At 59.7% G+C, this 23,831-nt stretch carries 24 protein-coding genes and 2 pseudogenes; 17 read left to right on the forward strand and 9 right to left on the reverse strand.

Features of this window, described 5'->3' with window-relative positions:
* Positions 1-3 precede the first annotated feature (3 nt).
* The 7 genes from catC to ACNYC6_RS26115 all read left to right on the forward strand — a co-directional run bounded on the left by catC (position 4) and on the right by ACNYC6_RS26115 (position 6,223).
* Positions 4-294, forward strand: a complete 291-nt coding sequence (gene catC, locus ACNYC6_RS26085; protein WP_419709800.1) for a muconolactone Delta-isomerase — start codon at positions 4-6, stop codon at positions 292-294.
* Positions 295-349: 55 nt separating this feature from the next.
* The gene (catA, locus tag ACNYC6_RS26090; RefSeq protein ID WP_419709801.1) at positions 350-1,279 is read left to right on the forward strand and encodes a catechol 1,2-dioxygenase; all 930 of its coding nucleotides are present in this window, start codon (positions 350-352) and stop codon (positions 1,277-1,279) included.
* A gap of 197 nt (positions 1,280-1,476) precedes the next feature.
* Positions 1,477-2,436 (forward strand): AraC family transcriptional regulator, encoded by a 960-nt coding sequence (locus ACNYC6_RS26095; RefSeq protein WP_419709802.1) that lies wholly within the window; start codon positions 1,477-1,479, stop codon positions 2,434-2,436.
* Between the two features lie 132 nt (positions 2,437-2,568).
* Positions 2,569-3,933 (forward strand): benzoate 1,2-dioxygenase large subunit, encoded by a 1,365-nt coding sequence (gene benA / locus ACNYC6_RS26100; protein WP_419709803.1) that lies wholly within the window; start codon positions 2,569-2,571, stop codon positions 3,931-3,933.
* A complete protein-coding gene (gene benB / locus ACNYC6_RS26105) occupies positions 3,930-4,418 on the forward strand; it encodes a benzoate 1,2-dioxygenase small subunit (protein ID WP_419709804.1) in 489 nt (162 codons plus the stop codon). The genes benA and benB overlap by 4 nt, the downstream gene beginning before the upstream one ends.
* Before the next feature lie 10 nt (positions 4,419-4,428).
* On the forward strand, positions 4,429-5,442 hold the full coding sequence (gene benC, locus ACNYC6_RS26110) for a benzoate 1,2-dioxygenase electron transfer component BenC (RefSeq protein WP_419709805.1): 1,014 nt from the start codon (positions 4,429-4,431) through the stop codon (positions 5,440-5,442).
* Positions 5,443-5,449: 7 nt separating this feature from the next.
* Positions 5,450-6,223 (forward strand): 1,6-dihydroxycyclohexa-2,4-diene-1-carboxylate dehydrogenase, encoded by a 774-nt coding sequence (locus ACNYC6_RS26115; protein WP_419709806.1) that lies wholly within the window; start codon positions 5,450-5,452, stop codon positions 6,221-6,223.
* A gap of 12 nt (positions 6,224-6,235) precedes the next feature.
* Here the strand turns inward: ACNYC6_RS26115 and ACNYC6_RS26120 are convergent, their stop codons facing one another.
* Positions 6,236-6,598 (reverse strand): NUDIX hydrolase, encoded by a 363-nt coding sequence (locus ACNYC6_RS26120; RefSeq protein ID WP_419709807.1) that lies wholly within the window; start codon positions 6,596-6,598, stop codon positions 6,236-6,238.
* Between the two features lie 209 nt (positions 6,599-6,807).
* On the opposite strand from ACNYC6_RS26120, the gene ACNYC6_RS26125 reads away from it, so the two are divergent.
* Positions 6,808-6,999, forward strand: coding sequence for an SPOR domain-containing protein (locus ACNYC6_RS26125; protein ID WP_419713014.1), 192 nt, complete (start codon positions 6,808-6,810; stop codon positions 6,997-6,999).
* 70 nt (positions 7,000-7,069) lie between these two features.
* Here ACNYC6_RS26125 and ACNYC6_RS26130 read toward each other — a convergent pair whose 3' ends face one another.
* Positions 7,070-7,309, reverse strand: a complete 240-nt coding sequence (locus ACNYC6_RS26130) for a hypothetical protein (RefSeq protein WP_419709808.1) — start codon at positions 7,307-7,309, stop codon at positions 7,070-7,072.
* Positions 7,310-7,560: 251 nt separating this feature from the next.
* Between ACNYC6_RS26130 and ACNYC6_RS26135 the strand changes: the two genes are divergently transcribed.
* On the forward strand, positions 7,561-7,902 hold the full coding sequence (locus ACNYC6_RS26135) for a hypothetical protein (RefSeq protein ID WP_419709809.1): 342 nt from the start codon (positions 7,561-7,563) through the stop codon (positions 7,900-7,902).
* A gap of 3 nt (positions 7,903-7,905) precedes the next feature.
* On the opposite strand, the gene ACNYC6_RS26140 is transcribed toward ACNYC6_RS26135, so the two are convergent.
* The gene (locus ACNYC6_RS26140; protein WP_419709810.1) at positions 7,906-8,475 is read right to left on the reverse strand and encodes an RrF2 family transcriptional regulator; all 570 of its coding nucleotides are present in this window, start codon (positions 8,473-8,475) and stop codon (positions 7,906-7,908) included.
* A 291-nt stretch (positions 8,476-8,766) separates the two neighbouring features.
* On the opposite strand from ACNYC6_RS26140, the gene ACNYC6_RS26145 reads away from it, so the two are divergent.
* Complete coding sequence (locus tag ACNYC6_RS26145; RefSeq protein ID WP_419709811.1) at positions 8,767-9,966, forward strand: NAD(P)/FAD-dependent oxidoreductase; 1,200 nt, start codon at positions 8,767-8,769, stop codon at positions 9,964-9,966.
* Between the two features lie 121 nt (positions 9,967-10,087).
* Here the strand turns inward: ACNYC6_RS26145 and ACNYC6_RS26150 are convergent.
* Positions 10,088-10,237 (reverse strand): annotated as a pseudogene (locus tag ACNYC6_RS26150) (polyamine ABC transporter ATP-binding protein); the annotation flags it as partial.
* 133 nt (positions 10,238-10,370) lie between these two features.
* Positions 10,371-10,451 (reverse strand): annotated as a pseudogene (locus ACNYC6_RS26155) (amino acid synthesis family protein); the annotation flags it as partial.
* 151 nt (positions 10,452-10,602) lie between these two features.
* On the opposite strand from ACNYC6_RS26155, the gene ACNYC6_RS26160 reads away from it, so the two are divergent.
* On the forward strand, positions 10,603-11,601 hold the full coding sequence (locus ACNYC6_RS26160) for a bile acid:sodium symporter family protein (RefSeq protein WP_419709812.1): 999 nt from the start codon (positions 10,603-10,605) through the stop codon (positions 11,599-11,601).
* A 498-nt stretch (positions 11,602-12,099) separates the two neighbouring features.
* Here ACNYC6_RS26160 and ppk2 read toward each other — a convergent pair whose 3' ends face one another.
* Positions 12,100-13,017, reverse strand: a complete 918-nt coding sequence (gene ppk2, locus ACNYC6_RS26165) for a polyphosphate kinase 2 (RefSeq protein WP_419709813.1) — start codon at positions 13,015-13,017, stop codon at positions 12,100-12,102.
* Between the two features lie 189 nt (positions 13,018-13,206).
* Between ppk2 and ACNYC6_RS26170 the strand changes: the two genes are divergently transcribed.
* The gene (locus ACNYC6_RS26170) at positions 13,207-14,142 is read left to right on the forward strand and encodes a Ppx/GppA family phosphatase (RefSeq protein ID WP_419709814.1); all 936 of its coding nucleotides are present in this window, start codon (positions 13,207-13,209) and stop codon (positions 14,140-14,142) included.
* A gap of 87 nt (positions 14,143-14,229) precedes the next feature.
* On the opposite strand, the gene ACNYC6_RS26175 is transcribed toward ACNYC6_RS26170, so the two are convergent.
* Entirely contained in the window at positions 14,230-15,156 is a 927-nt protein-coding gene (locus tag ACNYC6_RS26175; RefSeq protein WP_419709815.1) for a 2-hydroxyacid dehydrogenase, read from the reverse strand.
* A 107-nt stretch (positions 15,157-15,263) separates the two neighbouring features.
* Complete coding sequence (locus tag ACNYC6_RS26180) at positions 15,264-16,343, reverse strand: tartrate dehydrogenase (protein ID WP_419709816.1); 1,080 nt, start codon at positions 16,341-16,343, stop codon at positions 15,264-15,266.
* A gap of 108 nt (positions 16,344-16,451) precedes the next feature.
* On the opposite strand from ACNYC6_RS26180, the gene ACNYC6_RS26185 reads away from it, so the two are divergent.
* From ACNYC6_RS26185 to ACNYC6_RS26195, 3 genes are all read left to right on the forward strand, one after another.
* On the forward strand, positions 16,452-17,363 hold the full coding sequence (locus ACNYC6_RS26185) for a LysR family transcriptional regulator (protein WP_419709817.1): 912 nt from the start codon (positions 16,452-16,454) through the stop codon (positions 17,361-17,363).
* Between the two features lie 228 nt (positions 17,364-17,591).
* The gene (locus ACNYC6_RS26190; RefSeq protein WP_419709818.1) at positions 17,592-18,641 is read left to right on the forward strand and encodes an ABC transporter substrate-binding protein; all 1,050 of its coding nucleotides are present in this window, start codon (positions 17,592-17,594) and stop codon (positions 18,639-18,641) included.
* Between the two features lie 9 nt (positions 18,642-18,650).
* Positions 18,651-20,381 carry a GMC family oxidoreductase gene (locus tag ACNYC6_RS26195; protein ID WP_419709819.1) on the forward strand — a complete coding sequence of 577 codons (1,731 nt, stop codon included), beginning with the start codon at positions 18,651-18,653 and terminating at the stop codon, positions 20,379-20,381.
* Positions 20,382-20,418: 37 nt separating this feature from the next.
* Here the strand turns inward: ACNYC6_RS26195 and ACNYC6_RS26200 are convergent, their stop codons facing one another.
* Entirely contained in the window at positions 20,419-21,846 is a 1,428-nt protein-coding gene (locus tag ACNYC6_RS26200) for an aldehyde dehydrogenase family protein (protein ID WP_419709820.1), read from the reverse strand.
* A gap of 138 nt (positions 21,847-21,984) precedes the next feature.
* Here ACNYC6_RS26200 and ACNYC6_RS26205 point away from each other — a divergent pair, with 138 nt between their 5' ends.
* Both ACNYC6_RS26205 and ACNYC6_RS26210 read left to right on the forward strand, forming a co-directional pair.
* Positions 21,985-22,932 (forward strand): LysR family transcriptional regulator, encoded by a 948-nt coding sequence (locus ACNYC6_RS26205; RefSeq protein ID WP_419709821.1) that lies wholly within the window; start codon positions 21,985-21,987, stop codon positions 22,930-22,932.
* A 142-nt stretch (positions 22,933-23,074) separates the two neighbouring features.
* Complete coding sequence (locus tag ACNYC6_RS26210) at positions 23,075-23,779, forward strand: HAD-IA family hydrolase (RefSeq protein WP_419709822.1); 705 nt, start codon at positions 23,075-23,077, stop codon at positions 23,777-23,779.
* The last annotated feature ends 52 nt before the right edge of the window (positions 23,780-23,831 follow it).

A 23,831-nucleotide genomic window follows, 5' to 3' on the forward strand; every position in this document is an offset into this window, starting at 1 on the left:
ATTATGCTGTTCCACGTAAAAATGACCGTGAACCTGCCGGTCGACATGAATCCTGAAGTGGCCAATAAACTGAAGGCTGACGAGAAGGCCCTGGCCCAGCGCCTGCAAGAACAGGGCAAGTGGCGCCACCTGTGGCGCATCGCCGGGCACTACGCCAATTACAGCGTGTTCGATGTCGACAGCGTCCAGGAACTGCATGACCTGCTGATGCAACTGCCGCTGTTTCCGTACATGGCCATCGAAATCGATGCGATGTGCCGGCATCCTTCTTCCATTCGTGATGATGACCGCTGAGCCCAGCCTGTTCAGCTCGCTACGCTAATAATTACAAGATGAGGAACCCACCAAAATGAACGTCAAGATTTCCCATACTGCTGAAGTACAAAAGTTTCTCGAAGAAGCCAGCGGCCTGCTCAACGATCAGGGCAATCCGCGCACCAAGGCCCTGATCTACCGCATCCTGCGTGACTCGGTGAACATCATCGAAGACCTCTCGGTGACTCCGGAAGAATTCTGGAAAGCGGTTAACTACCTCAACGTGCTGGGCGCGCGCCAGGAAGCCGGGCTGGTGGTGGCCGGGCTTGGTCTGGAGCATTACCTCGACCTGCTGATGGACGCCGAAGACGAACAGGCCGGCAAATCCGGCGGTACCCCGCGCACCATCGAAGGCCCGCTGTACGTGGCCGGCGCGCCGCTGTCCGAAGGCGAAGCGCGTCTCGATGACGGCGTCGATCCGGGTGTGACGCTGTTCATGCAAGGTCGTGTGTTCAACACCGCTGGCGAACCTTTGGCCGGTGCCGTGGTAGACGTTTGGCACGCCAACACGGGCGGCACCTACTCGTACTTCGACCCGACACAATCGGAGTTCAACCTGCGTCGCCGCATCGTCACCGATGCCGAAGGTCGCTACCGTTTCCGCAGCATCGTGCCGTCGGGTTACGGCTGCCCACCGGACGGTCCGACCCAGCAACTGCTCGACCAACTGGGCCGTCACGGTCAGCGTCCGGCGCACGTACACTTCTTCATTTCCGCACCAGATCATCGTCACCTGACCACCCAGATCAACCTGGATGGCGAAAAGTACCTGCATGACGATTTCGCCTACGCCACTCGCGATGAGCTGATCGCCAAGATTACCTTCAGCGATGATCAGGCCCGTGCGGCGGCTCATGGTGTGAGTGGTCGTTTTGCCGAAATCGAGTTCGATTTCACCCTGCAATCGTCCGCCCAGCCTGAAGAGCAGCAGCGTCACGATCGAGTCCGCGCACTCGAAGACTGACAGCACAACAATTGTAGGAGCGAGCCTGCTCGCGATAGCGGTTTAACATTCAACATCTATGTTGACTGGCATTCCGTCATCGCGAGCAGGCTCGCTCCCACAAGGGGTTTTGGTTAACTGTCCGGAATTTCTCAAGCTATTGGTGCAGTGTTTTAGAATGGCCCGAAGCAACCCATAACAACAATGAGAGTGACCCGATGATGCAAGCTCAACTGTTGAGTCAGCGCAGCAGAGTATTCGACCATGCCGACCCTTATGCAGTGTCGGGCTACGTCAATCAGCACGTCGGTAACCACTGCATTCTCATGCCACGCGCCGGCAGCCCGCTGGCCAGCCTCGATCATCGCAAGTTCGCCAGCCTCGACCTGTGCCGCATCAGCTACGGCGCCAGCGTGCGAGTAACCTCTGGCGCGCTGGAGAGCATCTATCACCTGCAAGTGCTGCTGCGCGGCAACTGCCTGTGGCGAGGGCACGGCCAGGAGCATTACTTCGCACCGGGTGAACTGCTGCTGATCAACCCCGACGATCCGGTAGACCTGACCTATTCCGCCGATTGCGAAAAATTCATCCTCAAAATCCCCACCCATTTGTTCGAGTCCGTTTGCGATGAGCAGCGCTGGCGCTATCCGGGGCAGGGAGTGCGGTTTCTGGAGAACCGTTATCAGCTCAATGAACTGGAAGGCTTCGTCAATTTGTTGGCAATGATCTGCCAGGAAGCCGAGTCCACCGAGCAGATTCCCAGGGTGCAGGAGCATTACACCCAGATCATCGTCAGCAAGATGCTCGGCCTGATGAAGACCAACGTCAGCCGCCTTGAACTCGGCTCGCAGACGGCCACCTTCGAAGCGATTGCCGATTACATCGCGAACCATCTCAAGCAAGACATCGACAGTGAAGAATTGGCACGCCAGGCCAGCATGAGTCTGCGTTCGTTGTATGGGCTGTTCGAGCGCCATGCCGGCGTCACGCCGAAAAACTACCTGCGTCAGAAACGCCTGGAGCGCATCAACGCCTGCCTGAGCGACCCGACCTGCAACGTGCGCAACGTTACGGAAGTGGCGATGGACTATGGCTTCCTGCACCTGGGGCGTTTTTCCGACAGCTATCGCAAGCAGTTTGGTGAGTTGCCGTCCGATACCCTCAAGCGCCGGCATTGACCAGCACGATCGCCCCAGCGTCAAATCACCTTCTGCACAAAACGGATAAAGGTCTGCAGCCCGCGGATAGTCCGCCCCATTGCCCCGTCCTAGCATGACCCTGCCTGAACAATAACAATGGAGGCGGCGGCCATGACCCTGCGACCCGAATACGTGCATTCCCTGCTTGAAGACGATCCCGAACAGGGCCTCTATCGCTGCAAACGCGAGATGTTCACCGACCCCCGGTTGTTCGATCTGGAGATGGAACACATCTTCGAAGGCAACTGGCTCTATCTGGCCCACGAAAGCCAGATCCCCAACGTCAACGATTTCTACACCACCACCATGGGGCGCCAGTCGATCTTCATCGCGCGCAACAAGGACGGTGTGCTCAATGCCTTCATCAACGCCTGCAGCCACCGCGGCGCGACTCTGTGCCGACACAAGTCCGGCAACAAAAGCTCTTACACCTGCCCGTTCCACGGCTGGACGTTCAACAACTCCGGCAAGCTGCTCAAAGTCAAAGACCCGGCCAACGCCGGTTACCCGTCGAGCTTCAACTGCGAAGGCTCCCACGACCTGACCAAAGTCGCGCGTTTCGAGTCCTATCGCGGTTTCCTGTTTGGCAGTCTCAAGGCTGATGTTTTGCCGCTGGTCGAGCACCTCGGCGAGTCGGCGAAGATCATCGACATGATCGTCGACCAGTCCGCCGATGGCCTGGAAGTGCTGCGCGGCTCGTCGAGCTATATCTACGAAGGTAACTGGAAACTCACCGCTGAAAACGGCGCTGACGGCTACCACGTCAGCTCGGTGCACTGGAACTACGCGGCCACCCAAAACCAGCGCAAGCAGCGCGAAGCGGGTGATGCCAACCCGACCATGAGCGCCGGCAGCTGGGCTAAGCAGGGCGGTGGTTTTTATTCCTTCGACAAGGGCCACATGCTGCTCTGGACCCGTTGGTCCAACCCCGAAGACCGTCCGCTGTACGAGCGTCGCGACGAGCTGGCGCAAGACTTCGGCAAGGCCCGCGCCGACTGGATGATCGAGAACTCGCGCAACCTGTGCCTGTACCCGAACGTGTACCTGATGGACCAGTTCAGCTCGCAGATTCGTATCGCCCGGCCGATCTCGGTCAACCGCACCGAAATCACCATTTACTGCATCGCCCCCAAAGGCGAAAGCGACCACGCGCGTTCAAGCCGGATTCGTCAGTACGAAGACTTCTTCAACGTCAGCGGCATGGCCACACCGGACGATCTGGAGGAATTCCGCTCCTGCCAGACCAGTTATCAGGGCAGCGTCACCACCTGGAACGACATGTCCCGCGGCGCCGAACACTGGATTGAAGGCGCCGACGACGCGGCCAAGGAAATCGACTTGCATCCGCTGCTCAGCGGCGTTCGCACCGAGGACGAAGGCCTGTTCGTGCTGCAACACAAGTACTGGCAGCAGACCATGCTCAAGGCGCTGGCTGCCGAGCAGTCGAAGCTGATCGCCGTGGAGGACGTGCAATGAGCATTTCCTATGAAACAGTCCGCGATTTTCTCTATCGCGAAGCACGCTACCTCGACGACCGGCAGTGGGACGAATGGCTGGAACTGTACGCCCCCGACGCGACGTACTGGATGCCATCGTGGGACGACAACGACGAGCTGACCGAAGACCCGCAACGGGAAATCTCGCTGATCTGGTACGGCAATCGCACTGGTTTGGAAGACCGCATCTTCCGCATCAAGACCGAGCGTTCCAGTGCCAGCGTGCCGGACACTCGCACCTCCCACAACATCAGCAACATCGAGCTGCTGGAACAGGCTGACGGCTTGTGCAAGGTGCGCTTCAACTGGCACACCCTGAGCTTTCGCTACAAGACCGTCGACAGCTATTTCGGCAGCAGTTTCTACACCCTCGACGTGCGTGGTGAAAACCCGCTGATCAAGGCCAAGAAAGTGATCCTGAAGAACGACTACGTTCGCCAGGTCATCGATGTTTACCACTTGTGAGGCTGCCGTCATGACCCATTCCATTGCATTCAATTTTGAAGACGGCGTCACCCGGTTCATCGACGCCAACGTGGGCGAAACCGTGGCCGATGCGGCGTACCGCCAGGGCATCAATATTCCGCTGGACTGCCGCGACGGCGCCTGCGGCACCTGCAAGTGTTTTGCCGAAGCCGGCCGCTACGATCTGGGCGAGGAGTACATCGAAGATGCCCTCAGCGCGGAAGAAGCCGAACAGGGTTTTGTCCTGACCTGCCAGATGCGCGCCCAGAGTGATTGCGTGGTGCGGGTGCCGACCTCCTCGGAAGTCTGCCGCACGCGTCAGGCCAGTTACGACACGACCATCAGCGCCGTGCGCCAGTTGTCCGACAGCACCATCGCGCTGTCGATCAAGGGCGAAGCGTTGAGCAAACTGGCGTTCCTGCCGGGCCAATACGTGAACCTGGGCATTCCCGGCAGCGAGCAGACCCGCGCCTATTCGTTCAGCTCGTTGCAGCGCGACGGCGAGGTCAGCTTCCTGATCCGCAACGTGCCGGGCGGTCTGATGAGCAGCTTCCTCACCGGCATGGCCAAGGCGGGCGACAGCATGAGCCTGGCCGGTCCTCTGGGCAGTTTTTACCTGCGCGATATCCGCCGTCCGTTGCTGTTGCTGGCGGGTGGCACCGGGCTGGCGCCGTTCACCGCGATGCTGGAAAAAATCGCCGAGCAGGGCAGTGATCATCCGCTGCATTTGATCTACGGCGTGACTCACGATTTTGACCTGGTTGAACTCGATCGCCTGGAGGCCTTCGCTGCGCGTATCCCGAATTTCACTTATAGCGCCTGCGTCGCCAGCCCGGACAGTCAGCACCCGCTCAAGGGCTACGTGACCCAGCACATCGAGCCAAAGCATTTGAACGATGGTGACGTCGACGTCTACCTGTGCGGTCCGCCGCCGATGGTCGAGGCGGTCAGCCAGTTCATTCGCGAAAAAGGCATCGCGCCGGCGAACTTCTATTACGAAAAATTTGCCGCCAGCGCGGCGTGAGGTGCTCATGGACAGATTCACAGACAGCGTCGCGCTGATTACCGGCGCCGCCCAAGGCATCGGTCGGCGTGTTGCCGAGCGCATGGCGGCGGAAGGGGCGAAGTTGATTCTGGTCGATCGCTCCGAGCTGGTGTTCGAGTTGCAGCAGCAATTGGCACCCCACAGTCAGGTGCTGGCGCTGACCGCCGATCTTGAGCAGTACGAGGAATGCGACCGGGTGATGCAAACCGCTGTCGAGCGTTTCGGGCGTCTCGACGTGCTGATCAATAACGTCGGCGGCACGATCTGGGCCAAGCCGTTCGAGCATTACGAAGCGTCGCAGATCGAAGCCGAAGTCCGTCGTTCACTGTTCCCGACGTTGTGGTGCTGCCATGCCGCATTGCCGTTCATGCTGGAGCAGGGCAGTGGTGCGATCGTCAACGTTTCCTCGATCGCTACCCGCAGCGTCAACCGCGTGCCGTATGGCGCGGCGAAGGGCGGAGTGAATGCGCTGACGGCCTGCCTGGCGTTCGAAACCGCCGGACGCGGGGTTCGGGTCAATGCCACTGCACCTGGCGGCACCGAAGCGCCGCCGCGCCGGGTTCCCCGCAACACGACTGAGCAAAGTGCCGAGGAAAAAGTCTGGTATCAGCAGATCGTCGATCAGACCCTCGACAGCAGTTTGATGAAACGTTATGGCACGCTGGATGAACAGGCCGGGGCCATTCTGTTTCTGGCCAGCGATGAAGCGTCGTATATCACCGGCATGATCATGCCGGTGGGGGGCGGCGATCAGGGCTGACGCAGTGCTGGGCTACAGGCGACGCTGAAATGCTTTGACGATCCTGAGCGTGGCGTCGCTAGTGTTGAGGTTCTGCACCGAGTCAAGCGGGAACCAGATGCAGTCGAAAATCTCGTTTTGCGGTCGCACTGCGTGGGCATTCGGCACCGATGCCTCGAAGACATGGTGGCGGGTGCTGCCGGTTTCCAGCTCCATCAGGTACAGCATTTCGTAGGCGCCAAGCCCGGTTTCTTCCTGCAGTTCGCGCATTGCCGCGCCCGCAATGGTTTCGCCGGGCTCGACCTTGCCGCCGGGCAATGTCCAGCGAGACCTTGGTTTGCGCACCAGCAGTATGTGTCTGTCCTGCTCGCAAATGACGGTTGCGCGTACTTTCATGTGATACCTGAATACCGTGCGTCATCAAACTGTCATGAAACTGCAATATTCGAGCCGGCCCCCGTTTCACCGGTATCTGACTGTTTGGAGCGCTTGAGGCGCGTGAAAGTGCCGGAATCCTGACACGACGTCTGGTCGTCATTTTCGCGAAGTGTGGGTGTAAGGTAGGTGCGTTAGCCTTGGATATCATTGCCGAGATGGAGGTGACCATGAGTGTTCCGATGCTGAATAAAATGCACATGAACGGTTATGACGTACTCAGCGTGAATAACGGCCCCTGGCGGGTCTGCACCAAAGGTGACCGGCTGGGGTCATTTGGCAGTCGGGAAGAAGCACTGGCGTTTGCCGCATCTCTTCCGGGCTACAAGTCGCGGTCGAGCAGGCAAGCCAACAGTCAGTAAGCGCATTGACGCTACGTTAAAGCCCCGGCATGCCGGGGCTTTTTGTTGTGTCAGTGCGGTGGGTTAGCGGTCATTGCGCTTTGTTGCGGGTGATGACCTTGGCTTTTACTTCTTCGGCATAACCAGACAGCCGCTGCTCATCACCCTGAAACAAGTCGCACAGCTTCCTGATAGCGTCTGCATCGACATCGTTGCCCGTCAGGCGCAACTGTTCCGAGATGCGTAGCAGTTCGACGGCCGACCAGCGGAGATCCGATGCCAGGCCTATCAGGCCGCGCCGCAGTTCCTGTTCCGATTCGTTAAGCCACATGATGACCTCCTGTAACTCTGTGCTTCGAAATTTTAGACCCATTTGCGCAGTGGGGCGTTGTGTTCTTCCAAACCCGCAGCGCTTCCTTTGGTCGGGAAATTTGCGCGATCGGAAAAATTCGCTGTCGTAGTGAAGTACCGATTTTCCGGCAGGGCGGGTGATCACAACGCCAGTCGCTAAAGTGCGATGCAGTTCACGGATGTCTGCACGGTAGCAGGCTACATTTTATTTTTCGGATTTAAGGAAGCTTCATGCAGAGTCGGATGTTGATGGGGGGCGCCGTTCTGGCGTTGCTGGCGGGTTGCTCGTTGCCGGCGTCCCTGGTGCCAGGCGAGCCCAATTACAAAAAGCAGAGTGACAAGATACCCAAGGACGTTGCAGCGTGCGTGTTGCCGGCATGGCAAAAAGAGATTTCCAAGACGACTCAGGCATCGATTTCCAACGGCTACCGGATCACCGCGCCGAGCATCATCACGGCCGATGAAGTGCTGGATATCGTGAAATACAAGGACGGCAGCCGGGTTTCGCTTTACCAGGGGCCGCCCTGGGCCAAGTCAGGGGCGATGCGCGAGGCAGTGCGTGACTGCCTGTAGGTTTCAGTCGGAAATGTCGGTGACCTGGATAAGCTGATCGTCGCTTGTCTGGGTGCTGCCGGTGCCTTTCTTTTCCCGGCGATCATTCATCCAGTTGTCCACCTTTGCGCTGAACTCCGCCGGGGCTTTGCGTCCGACCTTGCGGGCAATGTCCAGGATGGTTTGCTGGTCCAGCGCCTCTTCCATGCGCTTCTGCGCCGTCAACATCGCGCCATGCACCGAGCAGTGGCCGTCCAGCGCCCAGGCGGGGGCTTCACCCTCGAACAGCGCACATCTGCCGCGAATCTCCCGGCATTCGAAAATAGCCTTGCGCCCGTCGATGGCGTTGACGATATCCAGCAGGGTGATTTCGTCAGCCGGGCGCGCCAGCTTGAAACCGCCGCGCACACCTTCGGTGGCAACCACCAGTTTTGCCTTGGCCAGTTTGGTGAAGATTTTCGCCAGATAGTCCGAAGGCACGCCTTGCAACTCTGCCAGGTCGCGCACGCTGGCTTCGCGGGAGTCGCCACCATTGCCCACCAGGAAAATCAGGCAGTGGATGCCGTATTCGACACCTGCGCTGTAAAGAGACATATCGATCTCCGACTAATGTTGTCGCAAATATTAACAGCTGATAGTGAGCTAGACAACGAACCCCTGGATTTTTCGTTGCCTTGGCGAATCCTTTGGGAGTGCCGGTTTCAGGCGCTTTGCTCAGCGTATCGATTTGATCGATGCGAACCATTGAAAAAAATCTGTTGCGGCTTTTAACTCGGATCAATAGAGTCGCCGTTGTCAGGTCTGGAGCGGAAAGCGTCTTTCAACAGAAAAGCGCGCAACGACGCACTGATCCTTCAACAAAATCAAATGCACCTGGAGTGACAAATGAAACAGCACATTTTGGTAATCGGCGCAGGTTTCGGTGGCATGTGGACCGCTTTAAGCGCCACGCGTCTGTTCGACATTCACGGTCACAGCGACTACGACGTGACGGTGCTGGCGCCTCAGGCCGAGTTGCGCGTTCGTCCGCGTTTCTACGAACCAAACGCCCACCAACTGGCCGCTCCAATCGGCGAGCTGTTCGATGACGTCGGCGTGAAGTTCATCAAAGGTGCTGCCGAGAGCATCGACGTTGCGCAAAAAAGCGTTGGCTACATCGATGCCTCGGGCAATAAACAAGTCTGCATCTACGACAAACTCGTTCTGGCCACCGGTAGCCGCCTCGCACTGCCGAACACTCCCGGCGTGTCTGAACATGCGTTCGACGTCGACCAGATCGAGCAGGCCATACGTCTGGAAAACCACCTCAAAGACTTGGTCAACCAGCCAGAAAGCCAGTCACGCAACACCGTCGTGGTGGCCGGCGGAGGCTTCACCGGGATCGAAACGGCGACTGAAATGCCCACTCGTCTGCGCGCCATCCTGGGTGATCGGGCAGATATCAACGTGATCATCGTTGATCGCGGCGACAAGGTTGGCGGCTCCATGGGCCCGCAAATCGCCGAGAAAATCGCTGAAGCCAGTGTTGAAACCGGCGTGAAGTGGCACCTCAAAGCCTCGGTTATTGCCGTCGACGAAAACGGTGTGAACTTGTCCGATGGCCAGCGCATCGACGCCAAGACCGTGGTCTGGACCACCGGCGTTCGCGCCAGTTCGCTGACCGAGCAGATCCCGGCTGAACGCGATCACCTCGGCCGTCTGCATGTTGATGCACACCTCAAGGTCATCGGCCAGGACGATATCTACGCGACCGGCGACGTCGCTTACGCGGCCTCCGATGACATCGGCAACTACGCACTGATGACCTGCCAGCACGCCATCGTGTTAGGCCGTCATGCCGGCAACAACGTGGCCGCGCAGATCCTCGGCGTGGACCCGACGCCATACCGCCAGCCTAAATACGTCACCTGCCTGGATCTGGGCGCGTGGGGGGCGGTGTACACCGAAGGTTGGGATCGCCAGGTGAAACTGACCGGGCAGGAAGGCAAAGAACTGAAGACGCAGATCAACACCGTGTGGATCTATCCGCCGGCGGATCGTGCATCGGCGTGGGCGGCGGCGGATCCGCTGATTCCAATTGCTTGATGCGAGTTGATTAAACCAATCCTGCCCGGAGGTTTCCGGGCGGGATTTTTTTGCGTCTACATCCGCCGAAAAATAAGCCGCCGCAACCCGACGTTGCGCCGGCCCGAGGGTGACGCCTGAATCAATGTGCGCCAGCGGCCTTGTCCAGATCGCTTTCCGCCCATTCGGTGTATACACACGCGTCCGCCGTAGCCCAGCGCACCTGCACCGGATCACCCTCCTTGAGCGGCATGCCGGCCGCCGAGAGCGCCTTGACGGTCATCGATGTGTTTGTGAGGGTGGTGGCTGATTCGGCATTTGTGTTGGCTGAGTGGGCGCTATCGCTGGCAAGCCAGCTCCCACAGTGTTTTTGCTTTGTTTGCTCAGGCCGGGGTCGGCAGCGGCCCCAACTTGCCCTTGTGATAAATCATCGGTTTCAGGTCTTCGACGAAACCGTTGCCCAGCCACGGGTTCTTCATCACCACGCCCAGCCCGACCATGGTGACCTGATTCGGGTTTCTGGTCGGAAGGCGATGAAAAGCGGGAGATCGGTTACTTTGTCCGTTAGGCGCTATCTACTGACTTACTAGCGTTAGTCGGTAATCCGCAGGCGCGTTAGAGTCGGGCTCACGTTCCTGGCAAACCCGGATGACCCCGATGACACGCCCTCGCTTTTTACCCGACAATTTCACCCTGACCCTGATCGGCGTAGTGCTGCTCGCCAGTTTGCTGCCCGCCAGCGGACAAGTGGCGGTGGGCTTTGGATGGTTGACCAACTCCGCCATCGCACTGCTGTTTTTCCTGCACGGCGCCAAATTGTCGCGTGAGTCGATCATTGCCGGTGCGGGCCACTGGCGCCTGCATTTGCTGGTGTTCAGCCTGACCTTCGTGCTGTTCCCGCTGATCGGCCTGGCGCTCAAACCGGTGCTGTCACCGATGATCGGCGCCGACCTGTACATGGGCATGCTCTACCTCTGTGCGTTGCCCGCCACCGTGCAGTCAGCGATTGCCTTTACCTCTCTGGCGCGCGGCAACGTGCCGGCGGCGATTTGCAGCGCCGCCGCCTCCAGTCTGTTCGGGATCTTCCTCACGCCGTTGCTGGTGACCCTGCTGCTGGACGTGCACGGCGACGGCGGCTCGACCCTCGACGCGATCGTCAAGATCAGCGTGCAATTGCTGTTGCCGTTCATTGCCGGGCAGATCGCGCGCCGCTGGATCGGCGCGTGGGTCGGGCGCAACAAGAGTTGGCTGAAATTCGTGGATCAGGGTTCGATTCTGCTGGTGGTCTACGGCGCGTTCAGTGAAGCGGTGAACGAAGGCATCTGGCACCAGATCCCGGTGCGCGACCTGGCGGGTCTGGTTGTGGTCTGCTGCGTGGTGCTGGGCCTAGTGCTGGTCGCGTCCACCGTGCTGGGCAAAGTCTTCGGTTTCAATCAGGAAGACCGCATCACCATCCTCTTCTGCGGCTCGAAGAAAAGCCTGGCCACCGGCGTACCGATGGCTCAGGTGTTGTTCGCCGGCAGCACCATCGGCGTATTGATCCTGCCGCTGATGTTGTTCCATCAGATTCAACTGATGGTCTGTGCGGTGCTGGCGCAACGATATGCCAAGCGCCAGGAATCGGTGGCGGAGTTGATGGGGCAGGTGGATCCGTAGTTCGTATCGGCAGATGGCATTTATACGATTTTGATATCAGTGCTATTCGACTGGTGCCGTATATCAATTAATGAGTGAAGGTTAAGTTGCGACTCCAGGATTCCAACTCGAGAGCAACCCATGATGCGAAACACAGTCATGGCCTGTGATCGGAATGTCGGCCGCCGAACCAGAGGCCGCCGACCACAAGCAGAATCCATTCACATTGACCTAAAGTGGCGTGATCTGACCGTCAGTAAAGCTGCGCTCCTGCGCAACGGCGGCGAAGATCGCGAGCTGGTCGTAGCTTTCAGCGGTCATTAATACGCTCCTGGTATGAACCATTGGCGAATATGCCGATAAAGCGGTCTCTCAAACCATCAGGCAAAAAAAAGCCGCCTGAGAAGGCAGCAATAAAAAAGCACGCGGTGTATGGCGTGAGTATTACGGCAACAAGGTTACAAGCTGATGACAAACGATTGTGCGCCCGCATCAAGGCGCACAATCGAGCCTGTGTCTTCAGTACACCTGCGGCACGATGATTTGCGGTGGCGTCGGGCTGCGCGAGTAATCTTCCTGGCGCACGCGTTCCGGCAGTTCGATCACCGGGAGCTCGACTTCTTCGTAGGGCATTTGCCCGAGCAGGTGATGGATGCAGTTGAGCCGGGCCTTTTTCTTGTCGTCGGCTTGCACTACCCACCACGGCGCTTCGGCGATGTGGGTGCGCTCGAGCATGATTTCCTTGGCCTTGGTGTAGGCCTCCCAGCGTCGACGGGACTCCAGGTCCATAGGGCTGAGTTTCCATTGCTTGAGCGGGTCATGGATGCGGCTAAGAAAGCGCAAATGCTGTTCCTGGTCGGAGATCGAGAACCAGTATTTGATCAACTGGATTCCGGAGCGGGCGAGCATTCGTTCGAATTCCGGCACGGTGCGGAAGAACTCTTCGTATTGGTCCTCGTTGCAGAACCCCATGACTTGCTCGACGCCCGCGCGGTTGTACCAGCTGCGGTCGAACAGCACGATTTCACCGGCTGCCGGCAGGTGCGAGACGTAGCGCTGGAAGTACCACTGGGTACGTTCGCGGTCGTTGGGGGCGGGCAGGGCGGCGACCCGGCAGACCCGAGGGTTGAGCCGCTGGGTGATGCGCTTGATCACGCCACCTTTGCCCGCCGCATCGCGCCCTTCGAACAGGATCACCACCTTGTGCCCGGTCTTCACCACCCAACTCTGCAACTTCACCAGTTCACCTTGCAGGCGGAACAGTTCGCTGAAGTAGCGGCGACGCTCCTGCCTTTGCGGGCTGTCGCCGAGATGATCATCGAACAGTGCTTCGAGGTCGTGATCGTCCTCCAGTAACTCCAGCTCCAGTTCTTCGTCGCTGTGATCGAGCAGTTCGCGGTGGATGCGTTGCATCAGGGTGTCGTTGGTCAACAGCATGGTCAGAACTCCCGACGAAGTTGGAAGTGCCCATGCTAGGCCCGGGCGTGTGACGGCGTGGTGACGAACAGGTGATAGCAGAATTAATGGGGCTGTCATCGTCGTGTCACTGAACGCATGGCAGGATCGGCGCAAACCGCCCTGCGGCACGCCATTCGCAGACCGATGAAACTGCCGGGAATCCCCATCATGAAAGGTGACACCTCTCTGTTTGCGGCCATTGACCTGGGCTCCAACGCGTTTCGCCTGATGATCGGTCAACCGGTCAAGCGCAACCGCGAGTGGACGATCCAGGAGGTGAAAACCTTGCGCGAGCCGGTGCGCCTGGCGGAAGGGTCTCAGGGCGGGGTGCTCGACGAGCTGGCACTGGACCGGGGTTGGCAGGCGCTGGCGCGCTTCGGCAAGAAGTTGCGCGGCTTTGAAGCGGGGCGGGTGAGGGCGGTGGCCACCAGCGCGGTGCGCGAGGCGGACAATGCGCAATTGTTCCTGGCCAGCGCAGAACGCCACTTGGGGTTTCGAATTGACGTCATCTCGGGTCAGGAAGAAGCGCAATTGGTGTACGCCGGTGTCGCCCATACCAACCCCGGTTCAGAGAGCATGCGGTTGGTGGTGGATATCGGCGGCGGTTCCACCGAACTGATTCTGGGACGCGGTCCTCAGTTGCTGGTCACCGAGAGTATTGCGATTGGCAGCGGCACCTTTGGGGCGCGTTATTTTGCCGGCGGCAACATCACCGCCCAAGCGCTGCTTGAGGCCGAACGGGTCGCGACGCTTGAGTTCGACAAGGTTGCCCGTCGTTATCGCGCTCAGGGTTGGCAGCAGACCATTGGCTCTTCAGGCACGGCGCGCATGCTGGCCAAGATCCTCAATGCCAATGGGTTGAACGACGCTGGAGAAACCGGTATCACCTACAGCGGACTGCTGCGCCTGTCGCTGCGTCTGCTGGAAGTCGGGCATGTCAAAAAGCTGCGGCTGGCGGGGCTGCAAGCCCATCGCCTGAGTATCTTGCCGGGCGGTCTGGTTTTGATGCTGGCGGCGTTCAAGGTCTTCGGTATTGCACACATGACGCCTTCGGAGCCAGGGCTGCGCCTGGGTGTGCTGCATGGCCTGATGTCCCGGCACTGAGCTCCACACGCGCCCTGTTATTGGATGGGCTCGCCCAAGCCGAGGCGTCAACGTGGACGCCATCGCCCTTATCGTCTGTACGGAACCTCAGTAACCATGATCGCGCTTGATCAAGCCTTGCATGGGTTCGCCGGCCTGATGGCGCCTGATATTGGCCAGCAACCCGGGGAAGGCGCTTTGCGGTGCGGTCATTGCGCCAATGTGCGGGGTCAGCCAGATCTGTGGGTGCTGCCAGAAACGGTGATCCGGCGATGGTGGTTCTTCGTTGAGCACGTCGAGAATGGCGTGACTCAGTTGTCCGCCATCCAGCGCTTGAAGTAGATCGTCTTCCTTGAGATGACCACCCCGGCCCAGGTTGATCAGGCTGGCACCCCTTGGCAGTGCGGCCAGCGTCCTCGCGTTCAGTATGCCGCGGGTGTCGTCGGTCAGTGGCAGCAGGCAGATCAGGATGTCGCACTGGTTGAGAAAGGGTTCGAGCTGGTCGGCGCCGGCGTGGCATTGCACGCCGTCGATGCACTTCTGCGAGCGTGCCCAGCCATGTAATTGGAAGTCGAACGCACGCAGGCTCTGCAGCACCGCAACACCCAGGTTGCCCAGGCCAATGACGCCGACGCGACGTTGCGTTGCCGGGGTCAGGAGGTGGTCCTGCCAGCGCCTGGCCTGTTGTTGATGCAGGTACAGCGGGACCTGTCGATGCAGGCTCAGCACGGCGAAGCAGGCGTACTCGACGATGCCTTGGGCGATGCCGGGGTCGAGCATACGGACGACCTTGATGTGTTCCGGTAGTTCGCCGAGGTCGAATTGATCGACGCCCGCCGAGGTGGCGAAGATTACTTCGAGATTCGGGAAGCGTTCATGCAGCTGCCGTGGCGGTTGCCAGGCGGCGAAGTAGCGTACTTGCGACGGGTCGCCGATGTCCGGCCAGAAGCGCACGTCGATGTCCGGCGCCTGTGTTTCGAACAGCAATTTCCAGGCGCAGCCACGGGCATCGTCGACTTTGAACAGCAGGGTCATGGTGTGTCTCACAAGCGCTGGAAAGGTGTTCACACGATGCCAAAGTCACGCGCAACAATCTCCCGTATCACGGGACGTGAACGGAAGATTGCGCGTTATTTGCCGGCTCAGACCGCAGCGGCGATGGCCTTGCCTAAGGCTTCGGTGTTGCCCTTGCCGCCGATATCGGCGGTCAATGGCGCGTTCTCCGGCCCCATTGCCAATACCGTTTCAATGGCGGCCAGCACCGCCGCGCCCGCCTGCGGGTGGCCCAGGTGCTCGAGCATCATCGCGCCGCACCAGATCTGTCCGATCGGGTTGGCGATGCCTTTGCCGGCAATGTCCGGTGCCGAGCCGTGCACGGGTTCGAACAGGCTCGGGAAGTTGCGTTCCGGGTTGATGTTGGCTGATGGAGCGATACCGATGGTGCCGGTGCAGGCAGGGCCCAGGTCGGAAAGGATGTCACCGAACAGGTTGCTGGCGACCACGACATCGAACCAGTCCGGATGCAGGACGAAGTTCGCGGTGAGGATGTCGATGTGGTACTTGTCGACCTTCACTTCAGGAAATTTCTTGCCCATCTCGGCGACGCGCTCATCCCAGTACGGCATGGTGATCGCGATGCCGTTGGATTTGGTGGCGGAGGTGAGGTGTTTCTTCGGGCGGCTCTGGGCCAGGTCGTAGGCGAACTTGAGAATGCGGTCGACACCGACGCGGGTCATGACGGTCTCCTGCAACACGATTTCCCGGTCGGTGCCCGGGAACATCTTGCCGCCGACACTGGAGTATTCGCCTTCGGTGTTTTCCCGAACGACCCAGAAGTCGATGTCGCCGGGCTTACGATTGGCCAGCGGAGCCTTGACGCCCGGCATCAGGCGGCAAGGGCGCAGGTTGACGTACTGGTCAAATTCGCGGCGGAACTGCAGCAGCGAATCCCACAGGGAAATGTGATCAGGTACGACGTCTGGCCAGCCCACCGCACCGAAGTAGATTGCGTCGTAGTCCTTGAGAAGGTCGAACCAGTCGTCGGGCATCATTTTGCCGTGGGCGAGGTAGTAATCGGCGCTGGCGAAATCAAACCAGTCCCATTGCAGTTCCAGGTCGTGTTTGGCCGCTACAGCGTCGAGCACGCGCACGCCTTCGGGCATGACTTCCTTGCCGATGCCGTCGCCGGGGATCACTGCAATCTTGTACTGGGCTTTGCTCATGGATTCGACTCCTGGGATTGATGTGGACTGATTCCCAGTGTATGCAGTAGCGCTGTATTAATAATTAGTCTTGAGCGAAAGCCATTCTTAGTTTTAAGGAAAGAATCCATGGCGATGATCGATGACTTGAGTTTCTTCGAGCAGGTGGCGACACGCGGCAGTCTCACCGAAGTGGCGCGGCACCTCGGTCTGTCGTTGCCGGCGGTGAGCAAGCGCTTGAGCCAGCTTGAGGCGCGTTTGGGGGTGCAGTTGCTGCAGCGCACCACCCGACGACTGTCGCTGACGCCGGAAGGGACCTTATACCTGGAAGGAGGGCGGCCGATCCTGCGGCAACTGGAAGAGCTGGAGAGCGCGCTTAACAGCCGGCAACCGACCTTGCAGGGGCGTTTGCGGATCAATGGCACCCTGGGTTTCGGTCGGCAGCATCTGGCGCCGGTGGTCTCCAGCTTTGCCCGATTGCACCCGGAGCTGGAGCTTTCCCTGGAGTTGTCCAGCCAGCCTTCGAGCCTGCTGGATGATCAGTTCGACATGAGCGTGTGCATGGGTGAACCACCCGATTCTCGGCTGATCGCTGTGCGCCTGCTGGAAAATCCGCGCATTCTCTGCGCTTCTCCGAAATACCTTGAAGCTATGCCAGAGCTGGCGGGGGTGGCGGACTTGGTACGGCACAATTGCATCGTTCTTCGCCAGTTCGGTAGCGACTATGCGATCTGGCGCTTCAGCAAGGATGGTCAGGATTACGCCCAAAAAGTCAGCGGCACGCTATCGAGCAACGATGGTGAAGTTGCGTTAGGCCTGGCGTTGGACGGGCATGGGCTGATCCTGCGTTCGCGTTGGAATGTTCAGGAACACCTTGAAAGCGGGAGGCTGCGGGCGGTGCTGAACGATTACCAGGCACCCAGGGCCGATATTTTCGTGGTCTATCAGCATCGCCGGCATATTCCGCAACGCATCTCGGTATTCGCCCGCTACCTTGCGCAGGAGCTGGCCAGGCGCTTGCCGTTCGCAGCGCTCAGTTAGGCGAGAGGCCTGTGAGGAGGCGGGCAGTTGTTTGGCAAAATTAACATGATCTGAAGTTATGTCATCCCTGACTATTCGTGCATTGCCCCTTGGTGTGTTGCTCTTGTAACGTCGAAATGTCCCGCTCGGTCTAACAATAAAATCAAACCTGAGCAAAGCACGCTGATGCAGGGTGTTCAGTCGAGGTTTTAACGCTGCCGAATTAATCTATGTTCAGGATGATTTGCCATGAAAACCTTGTCTGTTGCTCAAGCGTTCGGTTCCGTCATTTCCCTGTTGAGTCTTTCGGCAGCGTGCGCGATGCCCGCTGTGGCCGACGAAATCACCTTTGTTTCCCAGGGCGGCGCTTACCAGGAGGCCCAGACTAAGGCCATCCTGGATCCGGCGGCCAAGCTTTTGAACATGACCATCAGGCAGGACAGCGCGCCCGATGCCTGGCCGATGGTCAAGGCTCAAGGCGAAGCGAAAAAACCGGTCTGGGACGTGATCGATACACCACCCTCCAACTGCTTGCGCGGTGGCAAGGAAGGGCTTATCGAACCGTTGGATCTGAGCAAGCTGCCGAACGTGCAGAGCATGCCGGCGGCCTACCGCACACCGTACTCGGTGGCTTACGAGTTTTATTCGTCGGTCATTGGCTACAACAAGAAAAACCTGAAGAAAGTGCCGCAGACCTGGGCCGAATTCTGGGACGTGAAGAGCTTCCCGGGCGTGCGTGCCTTGCGTAACGATCCGATGAGCACCCTGGAAGCGGCGTTGCTGTCCGATGGCGTGCCTCGCGACAAGCTTTACCCGCTGGATATCGAACGTGCCTACAAGCGTCTCGAGCAGATCAAGCCGAACATCGCCGTATGGTGGACCTCGGGTGGTCAGTCGGCGCAATTGCTTGCCGATGGCGAAGTCGACATGTTGATGATCTGGAACGGTCGCGCCAGCGCCGTGCAAAAGAGCAATCCGGACGTGGCCTTCACCTATAACGACGGCCTGCTGCAAAACACCCAGTTGTGCATCCTGAAAAATGCCCCCAACTATGCGGCAGCCTTGAAGTTCCTCAATGAGGCGGTATCGCCTGAGCTGCAAGCCAACCTGCCGCTCTACATCGACTACGGTCCAGGTAACCCGGCGGCGTTCTCTACCGGAAAAATCACCGCCGAGCGGGCCAAGGAACTGCCAAGCTCGCCGGATAACGCGGCCAGGCAAGCGCTGATGTCGGAAGAGTGGTGGGCCTCCGCCGAAGGGATTGCCGCCAAGGATCGCTGGCTCAAGTTCGTTCAGTAAGGTGCCGGCATGATCGACTATTTGATTCTGGGTGGTGGGTCGGCCGGGTGCGCGCTGGCCGCCCGGCTCTCGGAGGACCCCGACAAACAGGTGTGCCTGATCGAGGCGGGGCGCGATATTTCCCGGCAGACGATGCCCCCCGAGATTCGTAGCCGCTACCCAGGGCGCGCCTATCTGGATGTCAGCAATGTCTGGCAGCGGCTGAGCGCATTGATGGGCCCGCGCGCGGGTATCACGCGGCGCTACGAGCAAGCGCGGATCCTCGGTGGCGGCTCGGCAATCAACGCCTTGATGACCAACCGTGGTGCACCGGCCGACTATGACGAATGGCAGGCGCTGGGGGCCGAAGGCTGGAACTGGCAAACCTGTCTGCCGTACTTTCGCAAACTGGAAAACGACACCGACTTTTGCGGACCGCAGGACAAGGCGCTGCATGGCAGCGACGGCCCGGTGAGGATCCGGCGTGCGCCATCGGAACGCCTTTCGCCTTTCGTCAAAGGGGTGATGAAGGTCCTGGGCGGGCGCGGCCTCGCGCACAAGGCCGACCAGAATGGCGCCTGGGAGCAGGGCGTGTTTGTCGGCGCCATTGGCGTCAGCGAGCAGGGCGAACGAATCCCGACATCGGTGTGTTATCTGACCGATGAGGTGCGCAAACGCAAGAACCTGACCCTGCGCACCCGCTGCGTAGTGGATCGGGTGTTGATCGAGGCCGGTCGTGCGACGGGCGCCAGGATTATCGACAGCCACGGGGTCGTCGAGTCCTTGCGGGCTTCTGAGGTCATCGTCTGTGCCGGTGCGATCCACAGTCCCGCCGTGTTGCTGCGCAGCGGGATCGGTCCGGCGCAAGACCTTACCTCGCTGGGCATTGCATCGGTGGTGGACCGCCCAGGGGTGGGGGCCAATCTGATGGAGCATCCTTCGATTGCGGTGTCTGCGCTGCTCAATCGCGAAGGCCGGACGACGTTTCCCGAAGAGCACCATGAACAGGCCATCGTGCGCTTCTCCTCCGGGCTGGCCGATACGGTGCCGTGTGACATGCACGGGGCAATCCTTTCCCGGTCCGGTTGGCATTCGATCGGTTATCGATTGGGCACGATCTTTTTCTGGGTCAACAAATCCTATTCCCGTGGGCGTCTGCGCCTGACATCCAGCGATCCCCATGACGAACCGCACGTGCACTTCAACATGTTGGGCGATGTGCGGGACCTTGAACGTCTGAAGCAGGCGTTACGCTTCGGGGCCCAGACGTTGTCGGCGCCAGCCTTGAATCGCGAGTGCAGCGTCGTGTTTCCATCAAGCTACTCACCACGGGTGGCGAGGGTCGCGATGCCAGGCAAGATCAATGCGCTGCAACGCGGCGCCCTGAGCTGGCTACTGGATATCGCCGGGCCGTTGCGGGGCTTGCTGATTCATGGTCTGGTGACTCAGGGTGTCACCTTGAAAAAGCTGCTCGCCGATGACAAGGCCCTGACCGAGTTCGTAATGCGCAATGTCGGTGGCACCTGGCATCCTTCAGGCACCTGTCGCATGGGGCGCGCCGATGATCCATTGGCGGTCACCACCGGTGACGGCCGAGTGATCGGTGTCGAAGGGCTGCGTGTGTGCGATGCCTCGCTGATGCCTTCGATTCCCTGCGCCAACACCAACGTCCCCACGCTGATGATCGCCGAGCGCATGGCCGATCTGATCAAGGCTGAGGCGAAAGTGTCGGGCAATGTGGCCAAGGCGGTTCGACTGTAGCAACCACCTGGCCGGCGAGCGTGTCAGGACGGGGGCATCAAGCCCCCCAACCGACAATCCCCTTCACCTCAAGAAAGGCCTCCAGCCCCCATTCGGCGTATTCACGGCCATTGCCCGATTGCTTGTAGCCACCAAACGGTGCGCCGGAATCCCAACCCGGATAATTGATGTAGACGCTGCCGGCACGCATTTGCAGGGCAACGTCGCGGGCTCGCGCCTGATCCGCCGATTGAACGTAGGCCGCCAGGCCAAACACGCTGTCGTTGGCCATGCTGACCGCTTGCGCTTCATCTTCGTAGGCCTGGATGACCAGCACCGGTCCGAAAATTTCCTCTCGGGCGATGGTCATGTCCTGGGTCACCCCGGCGAAGATTGTTGGCTGCACATAGTAACCCTGGGGCAGGTGATCGGGCCGACCCGGCCCGCCGCAAACCAGTTGCGCGCCTTCGTCGATACCGATGGCGATCATTCGCTGGATGCTGTCGTACTGGCGTTCACTGATCACCGGTCCCATGGTTGTGGCGGCTGCATCGGGTGCCCCCACGACGTGTTTTTGCGCGGCGCGACGGGCAATTTCCATGGCCTGGTCGTGCAGCGCGGCGGGCACCAACATGCGCGTCGGCGCATTGCAGGACTGCCCGCTATTGCCAAAGCAACTGTCGACACCGCTGGTTACTGCCGCTTGCAGGTCGACATCGTCGAGCAAAATGTTGGCCGATTTACCGCCCAGTTCCTGATGCACACGCTTGACCGTCGGCGCGGCCAGGCGCGCGATTTCCGTACCCGCGCGGGTCGAGCCGGTAAACGAAACCATGTCCACTTGCGGATGGGCAGACAGGGCGGCGCCCACCGTCGGACCATCGCCGTTGATCAGGTTGAAAACACCTGCCGGCACGCCGGCCTCATGCATGACCTCGGCGAACAACAAAGCATTGATTGGTGCAATTTCACTCGGCTTGAGGACCATGCTGCAACCGGCGGCGAGGGCCGGCGCGACCTTGCAGACAATCTGATTGATCGGCCAGTTCCAGGGAGTGATCAGTGCCACCACGCCCACGGGCTCATGGGCAATCAATGTGGTGCCACGGGATTTCTGGAACTCGAACGTATCGAGGGTGCGCAGCAGTTGCTCCAGGTGACGTTTGCCGATCCCGGCTTGCCAGGCGTGGGACAAGGCTTTCGGGGCGCCGACTTCCTGGACGATGGCCTCGGCGATTTCATCGTAGCGCGCCATGAAGACATCCAGAACCCGTTGCAGCAGTTGTTTGCGTTGCGCAGGTGACGTGCTTGAGAACGCTGGAAAGGCGCGCCGGGCGGCCATGACGGCGGACTCGACATCGTACAGGTCACCCATGGCGATTTCGCAGAATGCCTGCTCGGTGGCGGGGTTGATCACGGGCAGGCGATCGAAGCTGTGAGGTTCCACCCAGCGGCCATCGATATAAAACTTCAGGTTGTTTTTCATAGCAGGGTAGGGTCTCGTGAGGGGAGGAATGCCGCGCCGAATATCCGTGGGTCGCCTTACGCAGCCGCTCACCAGAATAGGCGGGGTATTTTGTTTGGGACAATTTACTAATAGTTGTGCCAGGCATAAACTCAGGTCATGTCTAATCTTCGTCGCAAGGTCCCCAGCTCCAGCTCATTATTCGTCTTCGAAGCGGCCGCTCGATGTGGCAGCTTCACCCGGGCGGCGGATGAACTGTGTGTCAGTCAACCGGCCGTGAGTCGCATGTTGTCGCGTCTGGAAGAGCACCTTGGCGTGCAGCTTTTCGAGCGTGTTCGTGGCGGGGCCAGGCTGACGGAAAGCGGCAGCATTTTGTATCGCCGCGTGCAGGAAGGCTTCAGTACCATCGAGTCGGCAATCAGTGAAATCGAAGCCCGGGCGACGGGGATCGAGACTGTGACGCTGTCGGTGTCCACGGCGTTCACCACCCACTGGCTGATGCCGCGCATGAGTCGTTTCAGCCAGCGATTCCCCACCGTCGACATGCGTTATCAATTGATGTCCGGCAGGATCGGCGGCCCCCTGGTGGACGTCGATCTGGGTATGCGTTACTTGGAAGCAGGCAGCCTGAAAGCCACGGATACGCTGGTTATTCCCGAAATCACCCTGCCGGTGTGCAACGCCCAATACCTGGCCGATGTCGTTCAGGGCAAGGGTAAAAAACAGGTGCCGACACTGATCAGCATGGATAATCAGGACCGCGGTTGGGCCGCCGACTTCGAGGCGCCGGGCCGCGCCGACAACGCGCTGGTGTTCTCCGATTATGCCGTGGTGGTGCAGGCCGCCTTGTTGGGTCAGGGCATGGCGCTGGGCTGGCTGAACGTGGTTTCCAACTCCCTGTGCAAGGGTGAGTTGGTGCCGGCGACGGACGCCTTTCGGGTCAATTCCCGACGTTGCTGCCTGGTTGTTCCGGCCAGTCGCCCGGTGCGTCCGATCGTGGAAAGCGTGCGCGACTGGATCATCGAGGAGATGCGCGAGGACATGCTCAGGATCGACGCGCTTTACCCTCATCTGGAGCTGCTTGCCACCCTGGAATCAACCCATTGAGCACAGGTGCGGTACGTCGAGTAAAAAAACAGTAGGTTATGCCTCTAGGGTAGGGAAAAACAGAATATTTCGTGAGAAGGCGGGCAGATAATGGGCCTGTCCAGTGAGTTTCACCCTTACGACTTTTCTTGCGGAGCGCCCTATGTCTTTCAAGCAGTTCAAAGCCCTGACGTTCGACGTTGTCGGTACCCTCATCGATTTCGAAGCCGGAATCCTGGCCCATGTTCGCGAAGTCGCGGGTGAAGCGGGCAAGGCCCGCAGCGACGACGACATCCTCAAAGCCTATCGCGAGGCCCGCGCCTCCACTGATTCGGGCTGGTGGCCGGATGACCTGGAGCGTTGCTACCACGTCATCGCCTCCAAGCTGGGGCTGCCGGACAACGATGACTATGCCAAAGGCCTGGCGCAGTCGGTGAAGAACTTCCCGGCGTTCCCTGATTCGGTCGAAGCACTCAAGCGTCTGCGCAAACACTTCAAACTGGTGGCCACCACCAACTCGAGGATCTGGGCCTTGGACTACATGGCCGAAACCCTCGACCAGCCGTTCGATGTGCGGGTCACCGTCGACGACGTGCGCTTCGAGAAACCCGATCCACAGTTCTTTGCCTACACCCGTGGTGTACTGGCGACCCAGGGCATCCTGTTCGAAAACATCCTGCACGTTGCCCAGAGCCAGTACCACGACATTGGCGTGGCCATGCGCCTGGGTTATCAGACCTGCTGGATAGAGCGTCGTTTCGCCCAGAAAGGCACCGGCGGAACCCTCGAATCGGAACGCACCGAACCACATTACCACTTCACGTCGCTGGCGCAATTGGCCGACGCGGTCGAAAAAGAGCTGGGTTGATCCCCTCGGCGCTCGTGTCTTGGCCGCGAGCGCCAATCCTTATTGAGTCGAG

The organism is Pseudomonas sp. NFX224 (assembly GCF_048565165.1).
GTDB lineage: Bacteria > Pseudomonadota > Gammaproteobacteria > Pseudomonadales > Pseudomonadaceae > Aquipseudomonas.